The 15909-nt window shown below is 74.5% G+C and carries 13 protein-coding genes; 9 read left to right on the forward strand and 4 right to left on the reverse strand.

The genetic code is table 11. The features are described from left to right. Window positions 1-228 precede the first annotated feature (228 nt). Window positions 229-1104 carry a chaplin gene (locus tag V5O46_RS16645; RefSeq protein ID WP_332885387.1) on the forward strand — a complete coding sequence of 292 codons (876 nt, stop codon included), beginning with the start codon at window positions 229-231 and terminating at the stop codon, window positions 1102-1104. Window positions 1105-1208: 104 nt separating this feature from the next. Here V5O46_RS16645 and V5O46_RS16650 read toward each other — a convergent pair whose 3' ends face one another. Then, a complete protein-coding gene (locus V5O46_RS16650; RefSeq protein WP_332885388.1) occupies window positions 1209-1397 on the reverse strand; it encodes a DUF5703 family protein in 189 nt (62 codons plus the stop codon). 47 nt (window positions 1398-1444) lie between these two features. Between V5O46_RS16650 and V5O46_RS16655 the strand changes: the two genes are divergently transcribed. Then, the gene (locus V5O46_RS16655) at window positions 1445-2185 is read left to right on the forward strand and encodes a hypothetical protein (RefSeq protein ID WP_332885389.1); all 741 of its coding nucleotides are present in this window, start codon (window positions 1445-1447) and stop codon (window positions 2183-2185) included. Window positions 2186-2908: 723 nt separating this feature from the next. On the opposite strand, the gene V5O46_RS16660 is transcribed toward V5O46_RS16655, so the two are convergent. Both V5O46_RS16660 and V5O46_RS16665 read right to left on the reverse strand, forming a co-directional pair. Next, complete coding sequence (locus V5O46_RS16660) at window positions 2909-5161, reverse strand: helix-hairpin-helix domain-containing protein (protein ID WP_332885390.1); 2253 nt, start codon at window positions 5159-5161, stop codon at window positions 2909-2911. Further along, window positions 5158-6144: an aldo/keto reductase gene (locus V5O46_RS16665; RefSeq protein WP_332885391.1), complete on the reverse strand. Its 987-nt coding sequence runs from the start codon at window positions 6142-6144 to the stop codon at window positions 5158-5160. Before V5O46_RS16665 ends, V5O46_RS16660 begins: the two co-directional genes overlap by 4 nt. 195 nt (window positions 6145-6339) lie before the next feature. On the opposite strand from V5O46_RS16665, the gene V5O46_RS16670 reads away from it, so the two are divergent. From V5O46_RS16670 to mshC, 6 genes are all read left to right on the forward strand, one after another. Continuing rightward, window positions 6340-7395, forward strand: coding sequence for an LLM class F420-dependent oxidoreductase (locus V5O46_RS16670; RefSeq protein ID WP_332885392.1), 1056 nt, complete (start codon window positions 6340-6342; stop codon window positions 7393-7395). Window positions 7396-7652: 257 nt separating this feature from the next. Next, a complete protein-coding gene (locus V5O46_RS16675; protein ID WP_332885393.1) occupies window positions 7653-8441 on the forward strand; it encodes a ferritin-like domain-containing protein in 789 nt (262 codons plus the stop codon). 94 nt (window positions 8442-8535) lie between these two features. Next, the gene (locus tag V5O46_RS16680) at window positions 8536-9222 is read left to right on the forward strand and encodes a histidine phosphatase family protein (protein ID WP_332885394.1); all 687 of its coding nucleotides are present in this window, start codon (window positions 8536-8538) and stop codon (window positions 9220-9222) included. 68 nt (window positions 9223-9290) lie between these two features. Continuing rightward, window positions 9291-9881, forward strand: coding sequence for a DUF3090 domain-containing protein (locus V5O46_RS16685; protein ID WP_332885395.1), 591 nt, complete (start codon window positions 9291-9293; stop codon window positions 9879-9881). Then, a complete protein-coding gene (locus V5O46_RS16690) occupies window positions 9845-10663 on the forward strand; it encodes an SCO1664 family protein (protein ID WP_332885396.1) in 819 nt (272 codons plus the stop codon). The genes V5O46_RS16685 and V5O46_RS16690 overlap by 37 nt, the downstream gene beginning before the upstream one ends. A gap of 131 nt (window positions 10664-10794) precedes the next feature. Beyond that, on the forward strand, window positions 10795-12024 hold the full coding sequence (mshC, locus tag V5O46_RS16695; RefSeq protein ID WP_332885397.1) for a cysteine--1-D-myo-inosityl 2-amino-2-deoxy-alpha-D-glucopyranoside ligase: 1230 nt from the start codon (window positions 10795-10797) through the stop codon (window positions 12022-12024). Window positions 12025-12125: 101 nt separating this feature from the next. On the opposite strand, the gene V5O46_RS16700 is transcribed toward mshC, so the two are convergent. Next, window positions 12126-13112: a PAC2 family protein gene (locus V5O46_RS16700; RefSeq protein WP_332885398.1), complete on the reverse strand. Its 987-nt coding sequence runs from the start codon at window positions 13110-13112 to the stop codon at window positions 12126-12128. A 266-nt stretch (window positions 13113-13378) separates the two neighbouring features. Here V5O46_RS16700 and V5O46_RS16705 point away from each other — a divergent pair, with 266 nt between their 5' ends. Next, on the forward strand, window positions 13379-15844 hold the full coding sequence (locus V5O46_RS16705; RefSeq protein WP_332885399.1) for an NACHT domain-containing protein: 2466 nt from the start codon (window positions 13379-13381) through the stop codon (window positions 15842-15844). Window positions 15845-15909: the final 65 nt, after the last annotated feature.

Raw genomic sequence — 15909 nt, forward strand, 5'->3', positions numbered from 1 at the left:
ATGGGCTCGGCCCCGTGCGGGCCGAGCCCGCCGGGAGCGGGGCAGCACCCCTGAGGGTCTGAGTACCCGGGGGCCCGAGTCCCTGATGGTCTGAGTCCCTGAGGGCCTGAGCCCGTCGGCCCCGGAGCGTGTGCCATGCGCTCCGGGGCCGACCGGCCTTTTCGGAACGTCGGGATGCCGAGAGAAGTCCAGAGTTCTCGGCACGGTCTAAGGCAGGGAATCCAGCACATGCGACAGGTCACCCGCAAGGGCCTGATGACGGTGGCGGCGGCCACCGGTGTGATCGCCGCCGCGGGCGGCACCGCCCACGCCGGTTCCGGTGCACACGGCTCCGGTTCGGGGTCGCCCGGCGTGCTCTCCGGGAACACGGTGCAGGCGCCGGTGGACGTCCCGGTGAACGTCTGCGGCAACACGGTCAACGTCGTCGGCGTCCTCAATCCGTCGATCGGCAACGCGTGCGCCAACACCGGGGGCGGCGCACACGGCGGCAACGGCCACTCCGGCGGCCACGGCGCGCACGGCGGCTCGCACGCGGGCGGTCACGCCACCGACTCGCCGGGCATCGGCTCCGGCAACCACGTCCAGGCGCCGGTCCACGTGCCGGTGAACGTCTGCGGCAACAGCGTCGACGTGATCGGCGTCGCCAACGCCACCACGGGCAACGACTGCGCCAACCCCGGCGGCGGCCACGGGCACCGCACGGACCCGCCGGGCAGCGGGAACGAAACGCCCCCGGGGACTCCGGGAAACCCCGACGACCCGGGGAACCCCGGCAACCCGGGGGAGTCCGGCAACCCGGGTGACTCCGGGAGCCCGGACGGCTCCGACGGCCAGGACGACCGAGACGACCGCGACGACCAGGGCGGTACCGGCGGCCAGGACGGCCAGAACGGTCAGGACGGTCAGGACGGCCAGGGCGGTGCGTCGTCCGGTGCTTCAGCGGACGGCAACCGGACCGGTGTCCACGCCGTCAGCCAGTCCCAGGACGCCGCGGCGCTCGCCCGGACCGGCAGCGACCTGCCGCTCGGGCTCACCCTCCCGGTGGGCGCGGGCGCACTGCTCGCGGGCGCGGTGCTCTACCGCAAGGCGCGTGCCTCGGCATGACGGCACGCAGCAGTCGAGCGTGAGCCGGAAGAGCCCCGGACGCACGGAACGGGCCCCGCATCGGCGGGGCCCGTTCCGTCTTCCGTCGCCCACGGCCGCCCGGCTCACCAGGTGGCGCGTACCTGGCGGATGATCCGCCGACGCAGCCGCACCTTCCGGCTGCCGTCCCGGAGCAGGCTCAGTCGGTACAACTCCCAGTGCCCGTACTCGGCGTGGTCCGTCAGCAGACGTGCCGTCTCCCTGCGGGAAACCCCACGCGGCAGGTACACGTCGACAAATTCATATTCCGGCATCGCATCTATTGTGCGGGCTGGGGCCCGGTACGGATAGCGTCTGCAGTATGTCTGATGCTGCGCAGCCCACGGCTGCCGAGGTACGTGCCGCCGCCGAGGCGGTCAAGACCGCGCTCGACCGCCACCTGGCCGCGGTCGAACGCCGGTCGGGGGAGGACGACCCGGCCGTCTACGAGGCGTTCAACGAGCTCGCCACGGCTGCCGAGGCGTACGACGAGCTGCTCTACGACCGCTACGACGAGGTCACCCCCTTCGAGATCCCCGGTGCAGAGGACGCCCTGCCGCCGTACCTGGGGCCCGAGGAACCGCACGCGCTGAGCGTGCTCATCCGCCGCGACTACGCCGTGGTGGAGCCCCAGCGGTTGCTGGCACAGGCACGCCGGGTCGAGGCGGCGGACGGTGAGGACGACGGCACGGACGCCGCCGAGACGGTGCACGGGGCGCTGGGCGTCCTGTTCGGTGAGTTCGAGCCGGACGAGATCGCCTCCCGGCACAAGGAGTTCGGCCTCGACGAGGGCGACTCCACGCTGTGGGTCACCGCCGCCGACGAGCGCGCCGAGGCCGGTGAGTGGCTGGAGGCGCCGTTCGACCAGGTCGATCCGCAGCGGGTGGTCTGCCGCTTCGACGTCAGCGCCGTCTTCGACGACGACCTCGACACCGATCTCGACACCGATCTCGACCTGGACATCGGCGGCGACCTCGACGGGGACCCGGACGGCGACGGGAGTCCGGACGGGGAGCTCGATCTGGACGAGGAGGAGCTGGAACCGCTGGACGCGGACCGCTGAACCCCGGGCCGGCGTCCGGGACTCCCGGCCCACCGGCCAACCGCGTCTCCCCGGTCCGGTGGCCTCGCAGCTCGGGGGCCTGCCGCGCTGCCCGGCCCAACGGCCTGCTGCGTCTCGGCCGTCCGCCGGATCTCCCCGGCCGGCTGCTTCGGCCTGCCGCGTCTCCCCGGCCCGGCTGCGTCTCGGCGGCCTGCCGCGTCTTTCCGGCCCCCCGTGGCGTCCCGGGTCCCCGGGGTCCTTTCGGTCTGCCGGTCTGCCGGGCTCATCCGGCGCGCCCCGGACTGCCCGTCCCGCAGCCCTGTCGGCCACCACAGCGAGACCGCCGGTCCGGGCGGTCCGGGGCCCCGGCAAGCAGCACGGACCGGGGACACACGGCAGACCTCGACGCACGCGACCAGCGCAGCGATCCCGCCCGGTCCGGGCAGTCCAGCGACCCGACGAACACGAACGACCGGGAGTCACCGCAGACCGCGACGCGCCCGGCCTGCACGGCTCGCCCACCCGACCGGGCAGTCCAGCGGCGGCCCCGGCAAGCACGAACGACCAGGGACGGAGGACCGGGTGCGCGTCGCGGTCCGCAAGACCCGGCGGACCGCCGGGCGTAACGGGGCCGGCGGGCCCGTTACGCGGCTTGCCGGTCCGGCGGGTCCGCCGGTTTCGCCGCGCCTGGGGGCCGCCGCGGGCTCCCGGACGTTCGCCGGCGTACCGGTTCCCGGCCGGTCGTCAGTCGGACTCCGCAGGCTGCGGGGCGAGCAGCACCGGAAGCCGTGTGGTGCGAGGTCTGGCCGGGATCTCGGCCACGGCGCGGGGGAGCGCCTCCTCCACGCCGTGGACGACGGAGAGATGGCGCTCGGCCCGGCCGAAGGCCGTATAGACCCATGGACGGCTGAGGACCTGCGCGGCATCCCCGGGCAGCACCACGACCACCGCGGGCCACCGGCCCCCCACGGCCTGGTGCGCGGTCAGCGCCCACCCGTGCCGTACGCAGAGCTCCACCCGCTCCTTCGGTACCACCACGGACCCGTCGGCGCAGGACAGATGCAGCCCGTCGGCGTCGGCCCGCTCCACCCGGCCCGGCACCACTCGGCCCGGCACGGGGGAGTGGACGACGCGGTCACCGGGGTCGAAGCCGCCGAACCGGCCGGGACCGGGATTGAGCCTCTCCTTCAGCGCCGCGTTGAGGGCGCGGGTGCCCACGGCGCCACCGTGCCCCGGCGTGATCACCTGGGTGTCCTCGGCGGGAACGCCGATGGCACGGGGCACCGAGTCCACCACGAGCTGCACGGCACGGTGCACGGCCTCGCCCGCGTCCCGCACCGGCACGACCACGACCTCCTTGCCGGGCGCCTCCACCTGGTTCAGCTCGCCGATGCCGATACCGGAGACCAGCTCACCCAGCGGGCCCGGGTCGGGCACCCGGGAGGCGATCTGCGGGCAGACCCGCGCCGCGAGCAGATCGGCGAACACCCGCCCGGCGCCCGCCGACCAGAGCACCGCCGGGTCCCCGGCGAGCACCAGCCGGGCCCCGTCCGGCAGCGACTCGGTCAGCAGCGCCGCCGCCTCGACGTCCAGCTGCGGCGCATCGGACACCACGAGCAGATCCAGGTCCAGGGCGCCGTCGGCGTCCCGCCCGGGCCCCTCGGCACCGGTCAGCAGCCCGTCGACGGTGACCACGGGTGCCACCGGTTCCACCGCGGTGCCGCCGGCCCGCTCCACGAGGGCGGCGAAGCGGGCGCGGCCCAGGGCGCCGGGGCTCGCGGTCCAGGCCCGCAGCCCGAGCCGGCCGGCGGCGCTCAGCAGGGCCGCGGGTTCGGCCAGGGCGGCCTCACCGCCGGTGTGCAGCACCAGCCCGTGGCCGGCCACCGCCCGGATCAGCTCGGCGGCACCGCCCCGGGCCGCGGAGGCCGCCTCCTCCCACTCCGGTGCCGATCCCCCCTGCTTCGGCACCGAACCGACCAGCCGGGCCAGTCCGTCGGCGAGACTCTCCTCCGCGAGCGCGTACCGCTCCAGGCCGACCAGGATCCGGACCGGCCGCCGCTCCGCGTCCTCCTCCGCCGCTGCCTCCGCGTCCGGTGCGGGGCCGTCCGCCCGCGGGGCCGGGGTGCCGGGATCCTCCAGGGCGTCCTCGAAGGCCAGGGCCTCGCTCTCGGCGAGCGCGATCTGGACGGCGGCGTCCGGATCCGGCACACCCCGCCGGCCCAGCTCGGCGGTGAGCCGCTCCAGCTCCAGGGCCGTGTGCCCGGCCGTCGCCGCCTGCTCCAGGAGCCGGACGGTGAGCGCCCGTCCGCGCCGCTCGTCGTCCGCACGGCACTCAGCGCCGAGCAGCGCCCGCGCAAAACCGTCCGCCTGCTCCGGCCGCACCTGGGCGACCCGCAGCAACTGCCAGGGGTCGGCGCGCAGTGCCTGCTCCGCTCCCTCCCCGAGCAGGGCGGCGACCTGTGGCGCCAGCGCCTCGGGGGCGCCGCCGTCGGCCAGCACACGCCGCACGGTCAGGACCGTCTCCGGGGCCGGCCCCGCCGGGACACCGGACGTCGGCTCCGGGGCCGGCCGCGGCCGACGTACCGGCGCGGCCTCGGCCGCCGAGCGGTGCGGTCCGGGCGCGGACCCGCGCCCGGCGGCGGATTCGGGGACGGGCGCGGCGAGGACCGCCGCCGACGGGCGCTCGCCGCTCTCCACGGCCCGTACCGCGGCGAGCAGGTCGGCCGCTGTACCGCTGAGCTTGCCCCCGGCCTCGACCGGGCCCTTCCGCTCCGCCTTGCGCCGCTCGATGCGCTCCCGCTCGATCCGCTGGGCGGCCAGCTCGGCCTCGGCCTCCGACACCGGACCGGAGGCCCCGGCCGCGTCCTCCTGCGCGGCCTCGCCGGCCGGCTCCACGGCCCCCGGGACGGCGGTGTCCGCGCCCGGTTCCCCGGGCCCGGCGGCCACGGCGTCCGCGGGCTCCTCGGTGTTCTCGGCGGGGCCGGGCTCCGTGCTCACAGCGTGCTCCAGTCGTGATCGGGATAGCGGTGCACGGGCGCCGACACATCGTCCAGCGCCCGGCAGATCTCGTCAGGAAGACTAAGGGCCTCCACTGACAGTGCCGCCGTGAGCTGCTGCGCGTTGCGCGCGCCGACGATCGGCGCCACCACGCCGGGCCGGTCCCGGACCCAGGCGAGGGCGACCTGGAGCGGGGAGACCGCGAGCCCGTCCGCCGCCGTCGACACCGCGTCGACGACGCGGCTCGCCGTGTCGTCGAGATACGGGGCGACGAACGGCGCCATGTGCTCCGAGGCGCCCCGGGAGTCCGGCGGAGGCGCCTCGCCGCGGTACTTGCCGGTGAGCACACCGCGCCCGAGCGGGGAGGAGGGCAGCAGCCCGATGCCCAGGTCGAGGGCGGCGGGCAGCACCTCGCGCTCGACGCCCCGCTGGAGCAGCGAGTACTCCAGCTGTGTGCTCGCCAGCCGGTTGCGCACGCCCGGCGCCGCCAGCTGCCAGGTCGCCGCCTTGGCCAGCTGCCAGCCGCAGAAGTTGGAGACCCCGGCATAGCGGGCCCGGCCGCTGGACACCGCCAGGTCGAGGGCGTGCAGGGTCTCGTCCAGGGGGGTGGCGGGGTCGTAGGCGTGCACGTGCCACACGTCCACGTGGTCCGTGCCGAGCCGGGCCAGCGAGGCGTCCAGCGCGGAGAGCAGATGGCCGCGCGAGCCGTCGAAGCGGCGGTCGGGATCGGGGACGCTGCCCGCCTTGGTGGCGATCACCAGGTCCCGGCGCGGCACCAGGCCGTCCAGCAGCCGCCCGAGCAGATATTCGGCCTCCCCGTCGCCGTACACGTCCGCCGTGTCGACCAGCGAGCCGCCCGCCTCCCAGAACGTCTTCAGGAGGTCCGCGGCCTCGTGCTCGTCGGTGTCCCGGCCCCAGGTCAGGGTGCCGAGTCCGATGCGGGACACACGCAGGCCGGTCCGGCCGAGATGCCTCTGCTCCATGAACGCCGAGATTACTGGCCAGAAGTTGACCTGTGGGGGCCTGTGGACAACCGAATTTCCCGCACCGTCCCGGGTGGTGGCGCCGATCCCGCGCCGTCACCCCGCCGGCACACCCGCCGGTGCCTTACGCACCGCGAAACCGCACGCTAAGGTCGGGGCACCAGTGACGTTACTGATCGGTAAGGGGTATCGGCCATGCAGCTCGGGATCAACCTCGGCTACTGGGGCGCCGGGATGGACGCGGACAATCTGGCTGTCGCCCAGGAGGCGGACCGGCTCGGCTACGCCGTCTGCTGGGCCGCCGAGGCCTACGGCTCCGATGCCGCCACGGTGCTCACCTGGGTCGCCGCGCAGACCGAGCGCATCGACGTGGGCTCGGCCATCTTCCAGATCCCGGCCCGCCAGCCGGCCATGACCGCGATGACGGCAGCCACCCTCGACTCGCTCTCCCAGGGCCGCTTCCGGCTCGGCCTCGGCGTCTCGGGTCCCCAGGTCTCCGAGGGCTGGTACGGCGTCAAGTTCGACAAGCCGCTCGCCCGCACCCGCGAGTACGTCGAGATCGTCCGCAAGGCGATGACCCGCGAACGCCTGTCCTACGAGGGCGAGCACTGGACGCTGCCGCTGCCCGGCGGCCCCGGCAAGCCCATCAAGCTCACCGTGCACCCGCAGCGCGAGCACATCCCGCTGTACATCGCCGCGATCGGCCCGAAGAACCTGGAGCAGACCGGCGAGATCGCCGACGGGGCCCTGCTGATCTTCCCGTCCGCCGACCACCTGGAGGAGACCGCGATCCGGCATCTGCGCGCCGGACGCGAGAAGGCCGGCAAGACCCTGGACGGCTTCGACGTCTGCCCGACCCTCCCGCTGGCCCTCGGCGAGGACAAGGACGTCACCGCGCTCGCCGACACCTTCCGCCCCTACACGGCGCTCTACGTCGGCGGCATGGGCAGCCGCAAGCAGAACTTCTACAACCAGCTCGCCCAGCGCATGGGCTACGAGCGGGAGGCCGCCGAGATCCAGGACAAGTACCTCTCCGGCGACAAGCAGGGCGCCGCGGCGGCCGTCCCGCACGACCTGATCGACCGGACCACGCTGCTCGGCTCCGTCGACCGCATCGCGGACCGCATGAAGGCCTACGCGGCGGCCGGCGTCACCACCCTGACACTCGCCCCGGCCGGCTTCACCCTGGACGAGCGGATCGCCGCCCTGCGCGCCGGAACCGAGGCCATGGAGCGCGCCGGGCTCGCCTGAACCGGCCACCCGGCGCACCCGTCGGAGATTTCTGCGGCCGTGGTGGGGGCTCGGGGGTCTTCCCCGCCACGGCCGTCACGGGGAACAACGCCCACGCGCGCGCGGGGTTACGCCCTCGCACGCCCCTCGGCGTCCTTCTTTCGGCGGAGTTGCCCGAGTCACCTGTTGCCCTGCCGCCCGCACGGGACTTGACTCTCACTTTGCGGAACCTGCGCGGAGTCCGGCATGAGCCCTGCACGAAGCAGAGAGGTGCACCGATGCTGTCGGCCAAGAGTCTGTTCCAGGAGATCCTCGACCACGACGATTCGTTCCGTCTGTTCTGCTCCATCGCGGCCAGCGGGGAGTCGCAGGGCGGCTGGGAGAACGCGCGCATCGCCGCGCTGGTACCGGAGAGCGAACGCGCTCTCGCGCCGAAGATCACCCGGCACGGGGCGGACGAGGACAAGCACGGGCGGATCTTCAACGCACTGCTGAGGAAGCGCGGCCTCGAACCCGCCGAGGTCCCGCCGGAGACCGACTACACCATGCTCCTGGAGCGGCACGGCATCGGCCTGGCCCACGAGAAGCTCCAGGCCGACCAGCCGCTCACCGTGCAGGACATCATCACCTACCTGGCACACAGCAGGGTCACCGAGCAGCGGGCCGCCGAGCAGATGCAGATGCTGCGCAAGCACTTCACCGACCACCCCGACATCGGCAAGGCCGTCCGGATGATCTCCGACGACGAGGACAACCACCTCGCCTACTCCCACGAGGAGCTGCTCCGCTTCGCCGCCGCCGGACACGGCCGGTTCATCCAGAGCACCCTGCGCGAGTGCGCCCTCGCCGAGATCGCCGTCTACCGCGACGTCAGCCTCGCCGTCATGGCCCACATGGGCCGGGTCCTGGGCTGGCCGAAGGCCAGGTCCGCGGTCCTCGCCGCCGGCATCCACGCCGTCTACCTCTACGAGCGGCTCGGCGGCTGGCGCCGCATGGTCTCCCTGAAGATGCCCCGGCGGCGCAACGCACTGGGCGGACCCGCCTCCGCCGCCCCCGAATTCGCCTGACCGCACCCGGCCACCGCCGCCACCGCCGCCCGCACACCGGCCGGAGGCGGTGGCCGGGCGCCGGAGCCCCGCACCGTACGCCTACCCTGGGCGCATGCCCACGCTGATCCTGGTCAGGCACGGACGCTCCACAGCCAACACCGAGGGACTGCTCGCGGGCCGGATGCCCGGCGTCGCCCTCGACGAACGCGGCGCCGCACAGGCCGCCGCCCTGCCCGGCCGGCTCGCCGGGCTGCCGCTCTCCGAGGTCGTCACCAGCCCCCTGCAGCGCTGCCGGGAGACGGTCCGGCCGCTGCTCGACGCCCGGCCCGGGCTGCCGACGCACACTGACGAACGCATCGGGGAGTGCGACTACGGCGACTGGTCCGGGCGCAAGCTCGCCGAGCTCAAGGACGAGCCCCTCATGGAGGTGGTGCAGGCGCACCCCTCGGCGGCGGCCTTCCCCGGCGGCGAGTCGATGCGGGCCATGCACACCCGCGCCGCCGAGGCCGTGCGCGAGTGGAACGCGCGCGTGGAGCGCGACCACGGCGCCGACGCCGTCTACCTCATGTGCTCGCACGGCGACATCATCAAGTCGCTCGTCGCCGACGCACTCGGACTGCATCTCGATCTCTTCCAGCGGATCTCCGTGGAGCCCTGCTCCGTCACCGCGATCCGCTACACGCGGCTGCGGCCCTTTCTCGTCCGCCTCGGCGACACCGGTGATCTCGCGTCCCTGGCGCCGCGCGAGGAGCCGCCCGGTGACGACGCCACGGTCGGGGGCAGTGCAGGCGCACCGTGATCGTCGACCGCAGTAGGGTGAAGCGGTCCCAGCAGTAGCCACCCACCGACTCGCAATGGAGACAGGACGTGTCCCGTCAGGTGTTCCTCTACGACCAGCCGGACCGCTTCGTGGCCGGCACGGTCGGACTGCCCGGGCGCCGTACGTTCTTCCTCCAGGCCTCCGCCGGCTCCCGGGTGACCAGCGTGGCCCTGGAGAAGACCCAGGTGGCCGCGCTCGCCGAACGCATGGACGAACTCCTCGACGAGGTCGTGCGCCGCAGCGGCGGCAGCGCGGCCGTCCCCGCCATGGCCCCCACGGAGATCTCCGACACCGCCCCGCTGGACGCCCCCGTGGACGAGGAGTTCCGGGTCGGCACCATGGCGCTGGCCTGGGACGGCGAGGACCAGCGCATGATCGTCGAGGCGCAGGCCCTGGTGGAGCTGGACGCCGAGTCCGAGGAGGACCTCGCCGAGGCCGAGGAACGGCTGCTCCAGGACGAGGAGAACGGCCCGCCGATGCTGCGGGTCCGGCTCACCGGCGCGCAGGCCAGGGCCTTCGCCAAGCGCGCCCTCGACGTCGTCAACGCCGGAAGGCCGCCGTGCCCGCTGTGCAGCCTCCCGCTCGACCCGGAAGGACACGTATGTCCGCGCCAGAACGGATACCGCCGCGGAGCGTGACCCCCGCCGAGCTGCTCACCCGCGGTGAGCTGACGGTGCGCGGACGCATCCGGGAGGCGTCCAACGCTGCGCTGTACTGCACGGTCGCGTACGAAGGCGGCGAGGCCGCCTGTATCTACAAGCCGGTCGCCGGAGAGCGCCCCCTGTGGGACTTCCCCGACGGCACCCTCGCCCGGCGCGAGGTCGCCGCATACGAGGTCGGCGAGGCCACCGGCTGGACCCTCGTCCCGCCCACCGTGCTGCGCGACGGACCGTACGGCGAGGGCATGTGCCAGCTGTGGGTCGAGGCGGTGCCGGAGGCCGAGCTGCTCGCCCTGGTCGACGCCGAGGAGCCCGGACCCGGCTGGAAGGCGGTCGGCTTCGCCGACGTCGGCGAGGGACGCACGGCGCTGCTGGTACACGCCGACGACGAGCGGCTGCGCCGGCTCGCCGTCCTGGACGCCGTGATCAACAACGCCGACCGCAAGGGCGGCCACCTGCTGCCCGCCGGCGACGGATGCCTGTACGGCATCGACCACGGAGTGACCTTCCACGCCGAGGACAAGCTGCGCACCCTGCTGTGGGGCTGGGCCGGGGAACCGCTCACCCCGGACGCCGTGACCGCCCTCGGCGCCCTGCAGGAGCAGCTCAAGGACGGCGCCGCCCTGGCCACCCGGCTGGCCGGCCTGATCACGCCCGGCGAGATCGACGCCACTCGCGCGCGGGTCGACGCGCTGCTGGCCTCCGGCACCCACCCGGAGCCGGGCGGGCAGTGGCCCGCCATCCCGTGGCCACCGGTGTGAGGCCGGTCCGGACAGCTCCCTTCCCGGGCAGCAGGGCAAGCACAGCAGCCGGCTCTCCGCAAGAGTGCCCAACCAGCCATCCGCCCCGGTCCGGTTCGTGTACGCGACAGCTGTCCGGTTAGGCTCGAGGCATGCATGCCTGGCCCGCTTCCGAGGTCCCCGCCCTGCCCGGTCAGGGCCGCGATCTCAGGATCCACGACACCGCGACCGGCGGCCTCGTCACCCTCGACCCCGGTCCCGTCGCCCGCATCTACGTCTGCGGCATCACGCCGTACGACGCCACCCACATGGGGCACGCGGCGACCTACAACGCGTTCGACCTCGTGCAGCGCGTGTGGCTCGACACCAAGCGGCAGGTCCACTACGTCCAGAACGTCACCGACATCGACGACCCCCTCCTGGAGCGGGCCCGGCGCGACGGCGTCGACTGGGCCGGCCTCGCCGAGCAGGAGACCGCCCTCTTCCGCGAGGACATGACGGCCCTGCGGATGCTGCCGCCACGGCACTTCATAGGCGCCGTGGAGGCGATACCGGGCATCGTCCCTCTCGTCGAGCGGCTCCGGGACGCCGGCGCCGCCTACGAGCTGGACGGCGACGTCTACTTCTCCGTCGAGTCCGACCCGTACTTCGGGCAGGTCTCGGGTCTCGACGCCGCCGCCATGCGGCTGCTCTCCGCCGAGCGCGGCGGCGACCCGGACCGGCCGGGCAAGAAGAACCCCCTCGACCCGATGCTCTGGATGGCGGCCCGCGACGGCGAGCCCAGCTGGGACGGCGGCACCCTCGGCCGTGGACGCCCCGGCTGGCACATCGAGTGCGTGGCCATCGCCCTCGACCACCTGGGCATGGGCTTCGACGTCCAGGGCGGCGGCTCCGACCTCGCCTTCCCGCACCACGAGATGGGCGCCTCCCACGCCCAGGTGCTCACCGGCGAGTTCCCCATGGCCAAGGCCTATGTCCATGCCGGGATGGTCGCTCTCGACGGCGCCAAGATGTCCAAGTCCAAGGGCAACCTGGTCTTCGTCTCCCGGCTGCGCCGCGACGGCGTCGACCCCGCCGCCATCCGGCTGACCCTGCTCGCCCACCACTACCGCGCCGACTGGGAGTGGACCGACCAGGTGCTGCGGGACGCCGCCGCCCGCCTCGACCGGTGGCGCGCCGCCGTCTCCAGGCCGGACGGCCCGTCCGCCGACGCGCTCGTCGAGGAGATCCGCGAGGCCCTCGCCGACGATCTGGACTCCCCGGCCGCTCTCGCCGCGGTCGACCGCTGGGCCGCACGCCAGGAGGAGACCGGCGGCACGGACACCGGCGCACCCGGAGTGGTCTCGCGCGCGGTCGACGCCCTGCTCGGCGTCGCGCTCTGACCACCTGAGCCGACGCACGCACCCGGACACGGCAGAGGGGGCGCTTACGCTAGCGGAAGCGCCCCCCTCACGCGTGCGGCCGGGACCGCTGAGTTCTCCGCTCAGTCCTCCGACGGCTCCTCGTCGTCCCCGCCCGCCTTCGGCGGCTTCGGCGGGCGCGTACGCCCGCCGGGATTGTCCCGCAGATACGGCGAGCCGGGCGGGCCGTCGCCGCCGTCGGCCGTGGCGTGCCCGCCCGCCGGGCCGCCCCCGTCCCGGCGCCGCAGATACCGCTCGAACTCGCGGGCGATCGCCTCGCCCGACGCCTCCGGCAGCTCCGCGGTGTCCCGGGCCTCCTCCAGCGACTGGACGTACTCGGCGACCTCGCTGTCCTCGGCGGCCAGTTGATCCACCCCCACCTGCCAGGCGCGCGCGTCCTCGGCCAGCTCCCCCAGCGGGATCCGCAAGTCGATCAGGTCCTCCAGGCGGTTCAGCAGCGCCAGCGTGGCCTTCGGGTTCGGCGGCTGTGACACGTAGTGCGGCACCGCGGCCCACAGCGACACCGCGGGGACGCCCGCGTGCGTACAGGCCTCCTGGAGGATGCCGACGATTCCCGTGGGGCCCTCGTACTTGGTCTCCTCCAGGTCCATCCGGCGTGCCAGATCGGCGTCCGAGGTCGTCCCGCTGATCGGGACCGGACGGGTGTGCGGGGTGTCACCGAGCAGCGCGCCCAGGATGACCACCAGCTCGATGCCCAGCTCGTGGGCGAAGCCGAGCAGCTCGTTGCAGAACGACCGCCAGCGCATGGACGGTTCGATGCCCCGGACCAGCACGAGGTCGCGCGGCTTCTCGCCGCCGACCCGGACCACCGACAGCCGCGTCGTCGGCCACGTGATCCTGCGGACGCCCGCGTCCATGAACACCGTGGGGCGGTTGACCTGGAAGTCGTAGTAGTCCTCGGCGTCCAGCGCCGCGAACACCTCGCCCTTCCACTCCCTGTCCAGATGCGCGACCGCGGTGGAGGCGGCGTCGCCGGCATCGTTCCAGCCCTCGAACGCGGCCACCATGACCGGGTCGATCAGCTCGGGAACCCCCTCGAGCTCGATCACCCAGCGCCTCCTTCCGACGTTCCCTCTCGTACGCCCCAACCTTACGGCGTGCCGAGGGGGCGCCCGCAGCCCCCTTGCACGGGGGAGTGAACGGATCACTGCCCCGCGAGCCACCCCGGAACACCCCGGCGGGTCACACCCGTTCCGGCGCCCCGGCGTCCGTCTCCGGCGCCCCGGCGTCCCCCCGGACCCGCCGTTTCACCTACTCGTGTGGGCCGGGTCCGAATCCCCGCGGGGCATGGGCACGATGCGGGACCCTGCGGCAGGTGAGCGAAGCTTCCCCGAGGTCACGTGTGCGCCGCGCAGGCCTGGTCTATCTGGTGCTGCTCGGGGCGGGCGCCGTGGGGGCGCTGCTCACCGCACCGCACCTGGACGACCCGGCGTCCGTCCTCGCCGCCCTGCTGCCGACCGGGGCCGGTGCCTATCTGGCCTGGAGCGCCTACCGGGCCGACCGGATCGAGGCGACCGCCGCGGAGGACCCCGGCGCCGCCGCCGACCGCCTCGCCCTGGCCGTACGGCGGCAGTGGGAGGGCGAGGCACGGGCACGGCTGGGCCCCCGCCCGCTGCCCGTCTCCTGGACGGCCGCCACCGTCGACCTCACCGGTGCCCCGGAGCCGGACCGGCTGTCCGGCCGGGACGCGGAGATCGCGACGGTGTTCACCGAACGCCTCGCCGCCCCCCGGCTGCTGGTGCTGGGCGACCCGGGCTCCGGCAAGACGGTACTGCTGGTCCGGCTGCTGCTCGCGCTGATCGACGGACGGCGGCCCGCGGATCCCGTTCCCGTGCTCTTCCCGCTCGCCACCGCCGATCCCGCCGCCGACCTGCGCGGGTGGATGGAGCGCAGACTGGTACAGGACCACCCGGAGCTGGGCGCCGCCGCCCCGGAGCGGTACGGCGAGGTCACCCTGGCCCGGATGCTGCTGGACCAGCGGCTGGTCCTGCCGCTGTTCGACGGCTTCGACGAACTCCCGGCCGACGCCGGCGCACGGGTGCTGCACCGGCTCAACGACGAGCTGCCGTACGGATGCGGCATGGTGCTGTCGAGCAGGCCCGCCGAGTACCGGGCCGCGCTCCGGCCGCGCACCGGGGTGCCCGCACGGCTCACCGGGACGGCCGCCGTCCTCCTGCGCCCGCTCGACGGCCGGGACGTCGCCGACCACCTGCTCGCCGACGCGGGCGGGGCCGGGACCCCGGCGGCCCGGCGATGGGATCCGGTGACCGCGGTCCTGGGCACCGACGCGCCCGTGGCACGGGCCCTGACCAGCCCCCTGATGGTGTCCCTGGCCCGGACGGTCTACAACCCGCGCCCCGACGAGGGGCACCGGCGGCTCCCGGACCCGGCCGGGCTGCTGCGGCTGCCCACGCGCGCCGCGGTGGAACACCACCTCCTGGCCGCGTTCCTCGGTGCCGCGTACCGGCCGCGCACCGGGCGTCCCGGCCGGTGGACGGCCGACCGGGCCCGGGTCGCGCTGCGCTTCCTGGCCCGGCACATGGAACGCGGGCTCGACGGAGCCGCCGAGGTCGCCTGGTGGAAGCTGCACCACGTCGTGCCCGCCGCACTGCCCCGGGCCCTGGCCGGAGCGCTGCTGGGCGCCACCGGCTGGCTGGTCGAGGGCACGGCCATGGAACTCGACCACCGGTTCGCGCCCAACCCTCTCTTCCCGCCGCTCTGGGAGCAGCGGGGCGGGCTCGGCGCCGTGGCCGCGGGCATCTGCGGTGGGCTGGCGGGCGGACTCGCGGCCACCGCGGTGATCACGCTGCTGTGTGTGGCCGCCGCCGGGCCGGGCGTCTCCGCCGAACTGGTGCTGAGCCGCCTAGGGGACTGCGGTTCCCTGGCGTTGGTGGGCATGACCATTGCAGGCTTCGCCTTCGGTGCCCGGCCGCGCCTGCGTTCGCCGTCCGGCCGGCACCGGTGGGCTCTGCTGACCGGAGTGTCGTCCGCGCTCTGCTACGTGCTGGCGTACGGCAACGGCGCCGGCGTCGCGAGCTCCCTGCTCTACGGTCTCACCGCGGCCGTCGTCGGAGCGGACGGCGTGCTCCGGGACCCGGCCTGCCCGGCCGCCCGGCTGCGGTGGCGCTGGACTCCGCGCGGGGTTCTGAGAGGGCTGCTGGGCGGGACGCTGCTCGGCTCGGGAATCCTCCTGGAAGGGCTGCTCGCCGGTGTGCTCGCGCCCGGCGACGGACGGGAGTACCTGGCGCCCCCCGATCCGTCGGCGGCGTTCTGGGCGGCCCAGCAGGTGAGCGCGGTCTTCGCGGTGGCTTGTCTGCTGGTGCACGGTCTGCGCACGGTCCCGGTGGACCTGGGCGTCTCGGTGGACGTCCGCGCCCTGCTGGCCAACGACCGGCGCACGCTCGGCACCTGTGTGCTGACCGCCGCCGTGGTAGGCGCCCTGGTGCTCGGTACCCAGGGCTGGTTCGCCACACTCTTCGGCTCGACGCGGGTGTGGGGCGCCACGGTCGCCGAGAGCCGCCTGTGGATGTACCTGGTCGGCCTGGTGCCCGCGCTGCTCGTCGGCCTGGCCATCGGCATCCGGCAGGCGGCCTGGAGCCGCTACACGGTCGCCCGCTGCTGGCTCGCCCTCCGCGCGGGGCTGCCCCTCGACCTCATGGCCTTCCTCGCGGACGCCCACGACCGCGGGGTGCTGCGCCGGGTGGGCGCCGTGCACCAGTTCCGGCACATCGAACTCCAGCACCATCTGGCGGGGCCCGAAGCGGAACCGCGGCGCGGGTGAGCGGCCGGGCGGGCAAGCGAAGGGCGGCGGCTCCATCGGCGTGGAGCCGCCGCCCTCCGCGTCCG

This window comes from Streptomyces poriticola (assembly GCF_036689765.1).
GTDB classification, from domain to species: Bacteria; Actinomycetota; Actinomycetes; order Streptomycetales; family Streptomycetaceae; genus Streptomyces; species Streptomyces poriticola.

Coding starts and splice junctions, on each gene's coding strand:
- V5O46_RS16645 (WP_332885387.1), top strand. CDS start 229: ATGCGACAGGTCACCCGCAAGGGCCTGATGACGGTGGCGGCGGCCACC.
- V5O46_RS16650 (WP_332885388.1), bottom strand. CDS start 1,397: ATGCCGGAATATGAATTTGTCGACGTGTACCTGCCGCGTGGGGTTTCC.
- V5O46_RS16655 (WP_332885389.1), top strand. CDS start 1,445: ATGTCTGATGCTGCGCAGCCCACGGCTGCCGAGGTACGTGCCGCCGCC.
- V5O46_RS16665 (WP_332885391.1), bottom strand. CDS start 6,144: ATGGAGCAGAGGCATCTCGGCCGGACCGGCCTGCGTGTGTCCCGCATC.
- V5O46_RS16670 (WP_332885392.1), top strand. CDS start 6,340: ATGCAGCTCGGGATCAACCTCGGCTACTGGGGCGCCGGGATGGACGCG.
- V5O46_RS16675 (WP_332885393.1), top strand. CDS start 7,653: ATGCTGTCGGCCAAGAGTCTGTTCCAGGAGATCCTCGACCACGACGAT.
- V5O46_RS16680 (WP_332885394.1), top strand. CDS start 8,536: ATGCCCACGCTGATCCTGGTCAGGCACGGACGCTCCACAGCCAACACC.
- V5O46_RS16690 (WP_332885396.1), top strand. CDS start 9,845: ATGTCCGCGCCAGAACGGATACCGCCGCGGAGCGTGACCCCCGCCGAG.
- mshC (WP_332885397.1), top strand. CDS start 10,795: ATGCATGCCTGGCCCGCTTCCGAGGTCCCCGCCCTGCCCGGTCAGGGC.